This window comes from Azospirillum sp. UFLA03-27 (assembly GCF_059803775.1).
Window position 1 is genome coordinate 15,311 of record NZ_JAUQTX010000068.1, and the last position, 11,738, is coordinate 27,048.

The 11,738-nt window shown below is 66.7% G+C and carries 12 protein-coding genes and 1 tRNA gene; 7 read left to right on the top strand and 6 right to left on the bottom strand.

Going from position 1 to position 11,738, the window contains the following annotated elements; all coding sequences use genetic code 11:
- Positions 1–33: 33 nt before the first annotated feature.
- On the top strand, positions 34–450 hold the full coding sequence (locus tag Q4I23_RS12810; RefSeq protein ID WP_454016992.1) for a GFA family protein: 417 nt from the start codon (positions 34–36) through the stop codon (positions 448–450).
- Between the two features lie 28 nt (positions 451–478).
- On the opposite strand, the gene Q4I23_RS12815 is transcribed toward Q4I23_RS12810, so the two are convergent.
- The 3 genes from Q4I23_RS12815 to ruvX form a co-directional block, all read right to left on the bottom strand.
- On the bottom strand, positions 479–1,354 hold the full coding sequence (locus Q4I23_RS12815) for a hypothetical protein (RefSeq protein ID WP_498526474.1): 876 nt from the start codon (positions 1,352–1,354) through the stop codon (positions 479–481).
- Between the two features lie 81 nt (positions 1,355–1,435).
- Positions 1,436–2,365 carry an AEC family transporter gene (locus tag Q4I23_RS12820; RefSeq protein WP_498526475.1) on the bottom strand — a complete coding sequence of 310 codons (930 nt, stop codon included), beginning with the start codon at positions 2,363–2,365 and terminating at the stop codon, positions 1,436–1,438.
- Positions 2,366–2,372: 7 nt separating this feature from the next.
- A complete protein-coding gene (ruvX, locus tag Q4I23_RS12825; RefSeq protein WP_454016989.1) occupies positions 2,373–2,921 on the bottom strand; it encodes a Holliday junction resolvase RuvX in 549 nt (182 codons plus the stop codon).
- A 135-nt stretch (positions 2,922–3,056) separates the two neighbouring features.
- On the opposite strand from ruvX, the gene Q4I23_RS12830 reads away from it, so the two are divergent.
- Complete coding sequence (locus Q4I23_RS12830) at positions 3,057–3,596, top strand: GNAT family N-acetyltransferase (protein ID WP_498526476.1); 540 nt, start codon at positions 3,057–3,059, stop codon at positions 3,594–3,596.
- Between the two features lie 37 nt (positions 3,597–3,633).
- Here Q4I23_RS12830 and Q4I23_RS12835 read toward each other — a convergent pair whose 3' ends face one another.
- Positions 3,634–5,310, bottom strand: coding sequence for a methyl-accepting chemotaxis protein (locus Q4I23_RS12835; RefSeq protein ID WP_498526477.1), 1,677 nt, complete (start codon positions 5,308–5,310; stop codon positions 3,634–3,636).
- A 266-nt stretch (positions 5,311–5,576) separates the two neighbouring features.
- On the opposite strand from Q4I23_RS12835, the gene gatC reads away from it, so the two are divergent.
- The 4 genes from gatC to Q4I23_RS12855 all read left to right on the top strand — a co-directional run bounded on the left by gatC (position 5,577) and on the right by Q4I23_RS12855 (position 11,044).
- Positions 5,577–5,864 carry an Asp-tRNA(Asn)/Glu-tRNA(Gln) amidotransferase subunit GatC gene (gene gatC, locus Q4I23_RS12840; RefSeq protein WP_014198426.1) on the top strand — a complete coding sequence of 96 codons (288 nt, stop codon included), beginning with the start codon at positions 5,577–5,579 and terminating at the stop codon, positions 5,862–5,864.
- The gene (gene gatA, locus Q4I23_RS12845) at positions 5,864–7,345 is read left to right on the top strand and encodes an Asp-tRNA(Asn)/Glu-tRNA(Gln) amidotransferase subunit GatA (RefSeq protein WP_498526478.1); all 1,482 of its coding nucleotides are present in this window, start codon (positions 5,864–5,866) and stop codon (positions 7,343–7,345) included. The genes gatC and gatA overlap by 1 nt, the downstream gene beginning before the upstream one ends.
- A gap of 21 nt (positions 7,346–7,366) precedes the next feature.
- On the top strand, positions 7,367–8,818 hold the full coding sequence (gene gatB / locus Q4I23_RS12850) for an Asp-tRNA(Asn)/Glu-tRNA(Gln) amidotransferase subunit GatB (RefSeq protein ID WP_454016987.1): 1,452 nt from the start codon (positions 7,367–7,369) through the stop codon (positions 8,816–8,818).
- Positions 8,819–8,917: 99 nt separating this feature from the next.
- Complete coding sequence (locus tag Q4I23_RS12855) at positions 8,918–11,044, top strand: PAS domain-containing sensor histidine kinase (protein WP_498526479.1); 2,127 nt, start codon at positions 8,918–8,920, stop codon at positions 11,042–11,044.
- A gap of 19 nt (positions 11,045–11,063) precedes the next feature.
- On the opposite strand, the gene Q4I23_RS12860 is transcribed toward Q4I23_RS12855, so the two are convergent.
- A complete protein-coding gene (locus Q4I23_RS12860; protein ID WP_237905099.1) occupies positions 11,064–11,297 on the bottom strand; it encodes a hypothetical protein in 234 nt (77 codons plus the stop codon).
- Positions 11,298–11,494: 197 nt separating this feature from the next.
- Between Q4I23_RS12860 and Q4I23_RS12865 the strand changes: the two genes are divergently transcribed.
- Positions 11,495–11,588 (top strand) — tRNA-Ser (locus Q4I23_RS12865).
- On the opposite strand, the gene Q4I23_RS12870 is transcribed toward Q4I23_RS12865, so the two are convergent.
- Positions 11,548–11,738: hypothetical protein (locus Q4I23_RS12870; RefSeq protein WP_498526480.1), on the bottom strand; the 191-nt coding region annotated here is incomplete at its 5' end. The two genes, Q4I23_RS12865 and Q4I23_RS12870, sit on opposite strands and share 41 nt — an antisense overlap.

Genomic DNA, 11,738 nt, shown 5'->3' on the forward strand with positions numbered 1-11,738 from the left:
TCCCTTATCGAGGAAACGGACGGGAGCGGACCGATGAGCGACGGCGGAGTTCTGACGGGCGGGTGTCTTTGCGGCGCCGTTCGGTACGACGTGACCGAGCGGCCCATGGGGGTGGTGAACTGCCATTGCGGCCAGTGCCGGCGCTTCCACGGCCATTTCGGCGCCTACATCACCATTCCCCGTGAGACGGTGGCGGTGTCCGATGCGGAAGGCACCCTGTCCTGGTACCGCTCCTCGGCGAAGGCGCGGCGGGGCTTCTGTTCGCGCTGTGGGTCGTCGCTGTTCTGGAGCGGCGATGAGTCCGACTTGTTCGACGTTGCCGCCGGGAGCCTGGACCAGCCGACCGGCCTCGCCACGCTGCGGCACATCCATGCGGCGGACAAGGCGGACTATTACGCCATCGACGACGGGCTGGAACGCTTCCCCCAGGGGGCGCCGGAGCCGCCGTGACCGGTCGCGGCGGCCCCTTGCAGCCGTTTTAGCCGAGGAGGCCGTGGATGGTTTCGACGATGGTCTTGGAATTCGCCCTGGCGTAATCATTCAGGCCGTTGGAGATGATCATGCCAACGACCCCGCCACTGCCGTCCCTGCCGTCCGTAAGAGCGTAGGCATTGGCGGACTTTCCCGGACTCCAGCCGCCCGCACCGTCCAGCGACGCGCCAAGCGCCGAGGTCCTGATGCTGGCCAAGGCGCCTTGAGCGTTTGGTCCGCCCGTCTCCAAATCGACCAGGGAACTGCCGGCTCCGGGCTTCCTGCCGCTGTCGAACAGGATGCGGAGGTTTCCGCCCTTCTCCGCGCCATTCGGCAGGAATGTGACGTCGAACATACCGGTGCTTCCGCCACTTTTGCCGCTCCACATGCTTTCACCCGTCGTCTGCAGCATGTCGGCCACAGCCGGCGGCATCTTCGGTTCGATCAGCCCATTCTTTTCCGCCAAGTTCTTGATGGCGGTCAGCGCGGCTCCGCCCGCCGCCCAGCCGTTCCGGTCCGCGTCCAGACCGAAGGTCTGGTTGACGAGATCACGCACCTTGCCCGTATAGTCCGCGTGATTCTTCCGCCATTCGGCATGGGCCGCCATCGCTTCGGGTGTGAAACGGTCCGCGTTCGCGTCCAGCCCTGATACCGTCTTTGCCGCGGCCGCGGCTTGCGCCAGTGATTCGGCGGTCACGGATAGCTTGGTCGCGCTGCTCATCCTGAATTGTGCCTCGGCCGACAGAGTGATCGTGTCCATGGGTCCGGAGGCGGGTGCTTCCGCCGGCGTGAAGACCGCGGCAACCGGGGTGTTCCCTGCGGCTTTCCCCAGGACCACCGACGACTGTGTTTGGCTGTGGGCCGCTGCGAGGGTGATGTCCATGGCTGTGCAGGTCCCCTCAAAGAACTATCCAGGGTAGTCTTTGTGGAGAGTGCCTAACGAACCATGAATGGCGGCGGGCAATCATCCCGCCAAGGCGACAACCAGCGGCAGCGTGGCGGCGGAGGCGAGAGTCTGAACGGTGATGATGCTGGCCACGAGCGCGTGGTCGCCGCCCATCTGCCGCGCCAGGACATAGGAACTGGCCGAACAGGGCAGGGCGTTGAACAGCACGGCGACGGTCAGCGGCAGCCCATCCACCCCCAGCCACAGCCCGGCGAGCGCCGTCGTGGCGGGGACTACAAGCAGTTTCAGGACGCTGGACAGCGCCACGCCGAGCCCGGCGCCGCGCGCCGCGGCGAGGTCCAGCCCGGCACCGACCGACAGCAGCCCCATGGGCAGGGCGGCCCGCGCCAGAATGCCCACCACGTCACTGACCACCGGAATGCGGCCGATCCCACTCAGGTTCAGGGCGGCGCCGATGGCGACGGCGATGATGATCGGGTTGCGGAGGATGCCGAAGACGACCGCGCCAACGCCGTTGCTTTGCGGCGCTCCGTCCGCCACGCGCCCATAGCGCACCATCGCCGTGACGCAGAGCAGATTGACCAGCGGCACCACCACGGCGATGCCCACCGCCGTCAGTGTCAGCCCGGCGGACCCGTAGAGCGCGCTGGCCCCCGCCAGCCCCACATAGGTGTTGGGCCGGATCGCCCCCTGGAAGACCGAGGTGAAGGCCGGACCGTCCAGCCCGATCGGGCGACGGACGGCGAGCGCCAGGGCGGCCCCGGCGAAAATCCCCACCGCCATCGTCCCGCCCATGGATCCCATGGACAGCGCGCGCAGGTCGGTGCGCGTCAGCTCGTCCACGATCAGGCACGGAAAGAACAGCAGATAGGTCAGCCGGTCGAGCGACGGCCAAGCGGAGTCGGGAATCACGGCGCGGCGGCGCAGCCCCTGGCCGAACAGGATCAGCAGGAAGATCGGGGCCAGCGCCCCGGCGATGGGCAGCATGGAGCCGTCAGGCGTCCCCGTCGCCGCCAATGTCGTTGTCGTACTCGTCGCGCTCCCGCTGCTCCCGCTCCATGCGGCGGATGTGGGCCAGCGCGTCCAGCGCGCCTTGCAGGATGTAGGCGGCGGCCATCTTGTCCACCACCTCGTCCCGGCGCTTGCGGGTCATGTCGGCCTCGCCGATCATGAAACGCTCGACCGCGGAGGTCGACAGCCGCTCGTCCCAGAAGGCGATTTCGGCGTCCCAGCCCAGCAGGTCGGACCGCTCCATAAGGTTCTTGGCGAAGGCGCGGGTGGATTCGGCGCGCGGCCCCTCCGACCCGTCCATGTTCAGCGGCAGGCCGATCACCAGCCCCCCGATCCCGTAATCGCGCAGCGTCCGCGACAGCTCGCGGGCGTCCTGGGTGAACTTCGTCCGCTTCAGCGTTCCGATCGGCGAGGCGACGACGAAGTTCGGGTCGGACACGGCCATGCCGACGGTCTTGGTGCCGACGTCGAGGCCGAGCAGGCGCTGGCCCCGGCCCAGGCGGGCGGCCAGTTCGGGAAGCGTGTGGATCATGCCGCGAACCATAGAAGCCACAAGCCGGAACGGCAAGTCCGGCGAAGATGTTGGGCGATGCGACGGCGCAGCGAAGCCGCTTGAGTTGTTTTTCGGCGTACTTATTCTATCACGCATGAATTCCGGAGTTCGTCCATGTCCACAGCCGCACCGGATCCACCCCCCGCCACCGCGTACAGCCACCGCCCCCTGTCCGATGCCGACATTCCCGACATCTGCCGGTTCGCCCGTGATCGGGAGGAGCTGTATTTTCTCTTTCCTCGCGCCACGTGGCCTCTGACACCGCAACAGCTGCGCGATTCCCTGGCCTTGCGCCGCGATCCCACGGTGGTGCTGCGCGGCGGCGAGGTGGTCGGCTACGCCAACTTCGCCACCTTCGAGGAGGGACGCAGCGCCAGCCTGGGCAACGTCAGCGTGGCACCCTGGGCGCGACGAACGGGCGTGGCGAAGCGCTTGGTGCGGACCATGATGGACCGTGCCTTCGACCATCACGGCTTGCCCGAGCTTGTGCTGCGCTGCTTCAACACCAACACGCCGGGGCTTCTTCTCTACGCCGCGCTGGGATTCGTCCCGATCGCCGTCGAGGAGCGGACGGCGCCCTGGGGAAACCGGCTTGCTCTCTTCACCCTGCACATCGACCGGGCGGGCTGGAACGCGGGCCGTGGCGAGGGGTGACACGGCCCCTCTTTCATCGCCGGGCGTCGTCGCAAGGTCAGGCGCTGCGGATGCGCTGAACGAACTCGTCCACCGACCGGCGCATCGCCTGGGCGTGGTCGCCCAGGCTGTTGGCGGCCTCCAGCACGTCGGCCGCCGCCTGCCCGGCCTCGCGGGAGGCGTCGTTCACCTGCAGGATGCTGCGCGAGGCGTTGGCGGTGCCCTCGGCGGCCTGCTGGACGTTGCGCGAGATCGCCCCGGTCGCCGCGGACTGGCGTTCCACGGACAGGGCGATGGCCCCGGCGATGTCGTTCACCTGCCGCACCGTGTCGGCGATGTCGCGGATCGCCGACACGGCGTCGTGGGTTTCCTCCTGGATCGCCTGGATCTGAGCCGCGATCTCCTCGGTGGCGCGGGCGGTCTGGTTGGCGAGGCCCTTCACCTCGTTGGCGACGACGGCGAAGCCCTTGCCGGCCTCACCGGCGCGGGCGGCCTCGATCGTGGCGTTCAGCGCCAGCAGGTTGGTCTGCGACGCGATCTGCTGGATGAGCTGAACCACGCTGCCGATGCGCTCCGCCGTGCCGGACAGGCTTTCCACCGTGGCGTTGGTGCGTTGCGTTTCCTCAAGCGCGGCCCGGCTGGTGCGCGCGGCGCTGTCGACCTGTTGGGCGATCTCGGCGATGGAGCCGCTCAACTCCTCGGTGGCGGAGGCGACGGTCTGGACATTGCCCGACGCCTGTTCGGTCACCGTGGCGACGGACGACGCCTGGGCCGTCGTCCGTTCGGCGATGGCCGTCATGCTGCGCGCGCTGCCTTGGAGCTGGCCCGCCGCCGCGGCGACGGCGCTGACCATGTCCCGAACGCCGGTCTGGAAGGAATCGGCCAGCTCGTTCATCAGTCGCCGCTTCTCAGCCGCGGCCCGCTGGTCGGCCTGCCGGGCCTCCTCCTCCATGGCGCGGTTGCGCTGGAGGCTGTCCTTGAAGACCAGCATGGCGCCAGCCATGGCGCCGATCTCGTCGCACCGGTTCTGCGCGGGAATGGCGATGGAGAGATCCCCGTCGGCGAGCCGGCGCATGGCCTCGGTCATGGCGCGCACCGGTCCGGCCACCGAGCGGGTGGTGAGCAGCGCGGTCAGCAGCAGGATCGCTGTCATCGCCAGCGAGATCGACACTCCGATCATGCCGTAGCGTTCGGCGGTGTCGTCATACTCCTTGTCCGCTTCCCTGGCCTCGCGGGCGGTGGAGTCCTTGATCTTCTCGTAAAGCTCGGACATGGCGGCCAGCTCGCGGTCGATGCGGTCGTCCATGGCGCGGGTCCGCGCGTCGGCGGGGCCGCTGCGCAGGATGGGCAGCATCTCCTTCTCGAAGATGTCCACGGCGGCCGTGAAATGTCGTTCCGCCTTCTCCGCCCAAGCGCGCTCGTCCGGCGTGTCCATCACCGCGGCGGTCTTGCGGATGTAGAGTTCGGCGTTCTGGCGGACGGTCTTCCATTGCTCGCCGTGTCGTGGGCCATAGCCGTTGATCTGCGCGTCGGCCACGATCTTGTAGAGGCGTCCGTCATAGCCGGCGAGTTCGGTCAGCGTCGTGGCGTCGGCGACCCGCCGCATCCCCTCCTGCTGAAGGTCGCTCAGCCGCGTCATGGCAATGTTGTTGAACAGGGCGACGGCGGTGAAACCCGCCACGCCGATGCCGAAGCCAAGGAAAAGGCGTTTCGCCAGCGTCAGTGATGCGGTCATTGGGAGCCTGCCGGATTGGGTGCGGTGAGATGGCTTCGGCGCGAATTCGATTCGTATGTTGGACAATCTAACAGTGAACCCGCCCCCGCACCATGCGGTGGCGATTGCGGAAACCTTTTGCCGCGCCTCCGTCTCCCAGAGCCATCCTGCCGCCGGTGCGGAGGGGCGCGCCGGTGGAAGGGATATCCCTGAATCATTGCGGTAATAGAATTCGGGTGATAGCTTCCAAGCCGTTTTTCCAGACGTTTCGGAAGAGAGTGGAAGGCATGTCGCTCGACAAGGCCACCGTGGCCAAGATCGCGCATCTGGCCCGCATCAAGGTGCCGGACGATGAACTGGATCACCTGGCGGGTGAGCTGAGCCAAATCCTGACCTTCGTCGAACAATTGGGCGAGGTCGACACGCAGGACGTGCCGCCGATGACCAGCGTGGCCGCGCAGACGCTGCGCCGCCGCAAGGACGAGGTGACCGACGGCGGTTACCGCGACGCCGTCCTCTCCAACGGCCCGGAGACGGCCGAAGGCTTCTACGTCGTTCCGAAGGTGGTCGAGTGATGACCGGTCTTACGCATCTGACTATGGCGGCGGCCCTCGACGGCCTCGCCAAGAAGGAATTCACCGCGGTCGAGCTGACCGAGGCCCACGTCAAGGCGGTGGAGACGATCCGCCCCCTGAACGCCTTCATCACCGAGACGCCGGAACAGGCGCTGACGATGGCCAAGGCCTCCGACGCCCGCCGCGCCAAGGGCGAAGCGGGGCCGATGGAGGGTCTGCCCATCGCGGTGAAGGACCTGTTCTGCACCAAGGGCGTGCCGACCACCGCGGCCAGCCACATCCTCGACGGCTTCAAGCCGGAGTATGAGTCCACCGTCACCAGCAACCTGTGGCGCGACGGCGCCGTCATGCTGGGCAAGGTGAACCTGGACGAGTTCGCCATGGGCTCGGCCAACATCACCTCCCACCACGGCAACGTGATCAGCCCGTGGAGCCCGGGCGAGGTCGGCAACTGGTCGCGCCAGCTCGTTCCCGGCGGCTCGTCGGGCGGTTCCGCCGCGGCGGTGGCCGCGCGCGCCGCGCTGGGCGCCACCGGCACCGACACCGGCGGCTCGATCCGCCAGCCCGCCGCCTTCACCGGCATCGTCGGCATCAAGCCGACCTACGGCCGCTGCTCGCGCTGGGGCGTGGTCGCCTTCGCCTCCTCGCTGGACCAGGCCGGCCCGATGACCCGCACGGTCGAGGACGCGGCGATCATGCTGCGCTCGATGTGCGGCTTCGATCCCAAGGACTCGACCTCGGTCGACATGGCGGTGCCGGATTTCCGCGCCGCGCTGACCGGCGACATCCGCGGCCTGAAGGTCGGCATTCCGAAGGAATACCGGGTGGAGGGCATGCCCGCCGAGATCGCCGCGATCTGGGACCAGGGCATCGAGTGGCTGAAGCAGGCCGGCGCCGAGCCGGTGGAGATCAGCCTGCCGCACACCAAGTACGCGCTGGCCACCTACTACATCGTCGCTCCGGCCGAGGCGTCGTCGAACCTCGCGCGCTACGACGGGCTGCGCTACGGCCTGCGGGTCGAGGGCGCCAGCCTGAAGGACATGTACGAGAACACCCGCGGCGCCGGCTTCGGCAAGGAGGTCCGCCGCCGCATCCTGATCGGCACCTATGTGCTGTCGGCGGGCTATTACGACGCCTACTACAACAAGGCCCGTCAGGTGCGCACGCGCATCAAGTGGGACTTCGACGAGGCGTTCAAGCAGTGCGACGTCATCCTGACGCCGACCGCGCCGAGCACCGCCTTCGCCATCGGCGAGAAGATGGACGATCCGATCCAGATGTACCTGAACGACGTGTTCACGGTCCCGGCCTCGCTGGCCGGCCTGCCGGGCATGTCGGTTCCGGCGGGCGTCGGGTCGGACGGGCTGCCGCTGGGGCTCCAGCTCCTGGGCCGGCCCTTCGATGAGGAGACCATCCTGCGCGTCGGTCAGGTCATCGAAAAGGCCGCCGCCGTCACCGCCACCCCGCCGTTCATGGCCTGAGCCGGACGAGAGAAGAGACCGATGTCGTACATTCAGGGCGAAACGGGCGATTGGGAAATCGTGATCGGGCTGGAGGTCCACGCCCAGGTCATCTCGAACGCCAAGCTGTTCTCCGGCGCCGCCACCGCCTTCGGCGCGGAGCCGAACAGTCAGGTCAGCTTTGTCGACGCAGCCTTTCCCGGCATGCTGCCCGTCATCAACGAGCGTTGCATCGAGCAGGCGGTGCGCACCGGCCTGGGGCTGAAGGCGCAGATCAACCTGCACTCGGTGTTCGACCGCAAGAACTACTTCTACGCCGACCTGCCGCAGGGCTATCAGATCAGCCAGTATCTGCAGCCCATCGTCGGCAAGGGCGAGATCGTGCTGGATCTGCCGGACGGCTCCTCCCGCACGGTCGGCGTGACGCGCCTGCACCTGGAGCAGGACGCCGGCAAGTCGCTGCACGACCAGCACCCCGCCAAGACCTACATCGACCTGAACCGGTCGGGCGTGGCGCTGATGGAGATCGTGTCGGAGCCGGACATGCGCACCGCGGAGGAGGCCGGCGCCTATGTGCGCAAGCTGCGCTCCATCCTGCGCTACCTCGGCACCTGCGACGGCAACATGGAGGAAGGCTCCATGCGCTGTGACGTCAACGTGTCGGTGCGCAAGCCGGGCGCGCCCTTCGGCACGCGCTGCGAGATCAAGAACGTCAACTCGATCCGCTTCGTCATGCAGGCGATCGAGTACGAGGCGCGCCGCCAGATCGAGATCATCGAGGAGGGCGGCAAGATCGACCAGGAGACGCGGCTGTGGGACACGACCAAGTTCGTGACCCGCTCCATGCGCTCCAAGGAAGAGGCACACGACTACCGCTACTTCCCCGATCCGGACCTGCTGCCGCTGGAACTGGATCCGGACTGGGTCGAGGACATCAAGCGCACCCTGCCGGAACTGCCGGATGACAAGAAGGCCCGCTTCATCAGCGAGTACAAGCTGTCTCCCTATGACGCCAACGTGCTGGTGTCGGAAAAGGCCCGCGCCGACTTCTACGAGGCCGTGGCCAAGGGGCGCGACCCGAAGCTGGCCGCCAACTGGGTCACCGGCGAGCTGTTCGGCTATCTGAACAAGGCCGGCAAGGAGATCGAGGAGAGCCCCGTCTCGGCGGAAAACCTCGGTGGCCTGATCGACCTGATCGCCGACAACACCATCTCCGGCCGAATTGCCAAGGAGGTGTTCGAGGCGATGTTCGAAACCGGCGAGAAGCCGGCCGACATCGTCGAGAAGAAGGGCCTGCGCCAAGTCACCGACACCGGCGCCATCGAGTCGTCCATCGACGCCGTGCTGGCCGCCAACGCCGACAAGGTGGCGGAGTTCCGGTCGGGCAAGGACAAGCTGTTCGGCTTCTTCGTCGGTCAGGTCATGAAGGCGACCCAGGGCAAGGCCAACCCGGCCCTGGTCAACGAAATCCTGATGACCAAGCTGAAGGGCTGATTGGGAAGCGGTTGTGACGCCGTGCCGTGGCATGGTGCGGCGTCATAACCGTTGATTTTGTTCTCCCGTCGGTTTCAAGTGGGGCCGGCGGGAGGCCCAATGATTGCAGATTCGCTGACGGTGGCGCTGTTCGCGCTGTTCGCCGGTCTCCTGGCCGGATTTCTTGCCGGCTTGCTGGCGGCGCGTCGCGTTGGGCGAAGACCCTTGGCGGAGAACATGGCTCCCCCCTCCGTCATGACGGAAGAGCGGTTGCGGGCCATCTTGGACACCGCCCCCATCGGCGTCCTCATCAACACGCGCGACGGCGACAACCTCTACCACAGCCCCAGTGCCGCGACCTGTTTCAAGGTCAGCGGCGAGCAGCTCCAGCGCGACGGTATGTGGCCGCTCTACCATGACCCGCGGGACCGCCAGGCCGCCATCGATCGGCTCTACGCTGATGGCCTTTTTGATGGACAGGAGGTGCTGCTGCGCCGCGGCGATGGCGAAACCTACATGGGCTCGCTGAGTTCGACTGTTATCGACTTCGAAGGGCAACGCTGCCACATCAGCTGGTTCTACGATCTGACGGAACAGAAGAAGGCCGACGCGGTTCGCCGCGATCTGGCCGACCGCCTGGAAATGGCGCTGGACGCCACCGGCGCCGCGGTGTGGGACACCGATATTCCGCGGGGAACCTGCTGGTGGTCCGACAGCTTTCCGCGCATGCTGGGCTACGCCGAGCCACCGGAGATGCCGGCCCATTTCTGGGACGTGCGTTTGCATCCCGACGACCGGCAGCGCGTGCTGACCACCATCGATGCCCATCTGCGTGGCGAGACCGCGGCCTACGCCTACGATTACCGGCTGCGCCGCGCCGATGGCGACTGGATGTGGATCGCAGCGCAGGGGCGGGCGATCCGCGACGACGCAGGGCAGGCGGTGCGCTATGTCGGCATCATGACCGACATCACCGAGCGCCGCCGCCAGGAGGAGGAGGTCCGCGCCGGCAAGGAGCGGCTGCTCCGGATCCTGGAGGCCAGCCCTATTGCCGTGAACATCACACGCCGCGACGGCCTGCTGGTGTTCTGCAACACCCAGTCGGAGATCATTCTGGGCCGGTCGCGCGACGACCTGCTGCCGATGCCCGCCGAACGGCTGTACGCCGATCCGGCGGACCGTCAGGCTCTGATCGACCGCTTCGAACGGGAAGGCCCCTTCCGCGACGCCGAGGTACGCTTCCGCAAGCCCGACGGAACGATCATCTGGGTGTTGTCGAGTTGGGGTGAGATCGAGATGGACGGGGAGCCGGCGCTTCTGACCTGGCTCTACGACATCAACGACCGCAAGGCGGCGGAGGCCGCTATGGTGGCCGCCCGCGACGAGGCGGAGCGCGCTCTTGCCGACCTGCGCGCCGCCCAGGAGAGCCTGATCCAGGCGGAGGCCATGGCCTCGCTGGGCCAACTGGTCGCCGGGGTCGCGCATGAGATCAACACACCCATCGGCATCGGCCTCACCGCCGCCAGCCACATCGCCGAACAGGCCCGCGACCTGCGCGTCCGTTTCGATTCGGGCGCGCTGAAGAAAACCAACCTGGCCGAGTATCTGGATGCGGTGACGGAGGCCGCCCGCCTGCTGGTGTCGAACATGAACCGGGCGGCGGCGCTGGTGCAGAGCTTCAAACAGGTGGCGGTGGACCAGACCTCCGGCGAGCGGCGAACCTTCGATCTGCGGACCTACATCGACGAGGTGCTGTTCTCCCTGCGGCCCCGCCTGAAGCGCACGCTGGTGACGGTCGACGTGGACTGCCCGGAGGGGCTGGAAATGGACAGCTTCCCCGGCGCGCTGAGTCAAGTGCTGACCAACCTCGTGATCAATGCGCTGATCCATGCTTATGGCGAGGAGCAGCGGGGGACCATCCGGATCGCCGCCCACCCGGACGGTGGTGATCACGTCGTCATCGACTTTTCCGACGACGGGTCCGGCATTCCAGAAGACCATCTGTCCAAGGTTTTCGAGCCATTCTTCACGACCAAGCGTGGCGAGGGCGGTTCGGGTCTCGGGCTGCACATCGTGCAAAGCACCGTGACGGGGGTGCTGGGTGGTACGCTGGCGGTGCGCTCGGTGAGCGGGCAGGGCACGGGCTTCACCCTGCGATTGCCCCGTCGCATCACGCAGGAGGCCGTCGCGCCAACGGCGCTGCCGTCTCTTCCGGGATCGGTGTCGGGGCCAGTGGTGCCGGTCTGATGAACGCCGGGAGATTGCGTCAGGCGTGCAAATCCTGGGGCTGCAGATGCTTGGGCCGGCGGCCGCGCCGCTTGGGTGCCGCGAATGCGGCTGTGGCCCCATCCTCGCCGCGAACTTCGGCTTTCAGTTCCTGAACGCAACGCAGCAGCAGTTCCTTCTCCCGAAGGTCTTCGCGGTCGGTGATCTCCAGGCAGCTCAGCTTGATCTCGACCAGATCGATCAGCGTTTCGGCGCAGCGGCGTGACAAGCTCATGGCGTCCCCCTGACCAAGAATTGCTATCGCGTTCTGGTGGTAAACTACCTCTGATTTTCTAAAAAGTACATAAAATTTTATACAGATTTTGTTCTTTCTCGTTTTGATCACATTTTTGGTGAGTAAGCGTTGACAGGCCCCATCCGGATCGTTAGAACGCACCCACGCCAGCGGCGCCACAGAGCGCCGACCCGGTAGGAGGGGTGGCCGAGAGGCTGAAGGCGGCGGTTTGCTAAACCGTTATAGGGGCTCAAACCCCTATCGTGGGTTCGAATCCCATCCCCTCCGCCATTCCTTTCAAATCAAATACCTGGCTGGCTGTTTTGGCGGTTTCCTGGGGCTGCAACCCAGGAGAAGCCGTTATCAGGCTGCGGAAAAAGGCTATGCCCGGCCTGCCGGTCGTGATTCTCTCCGGTTGAAGAGAATGCGGCCGGTGAGGGG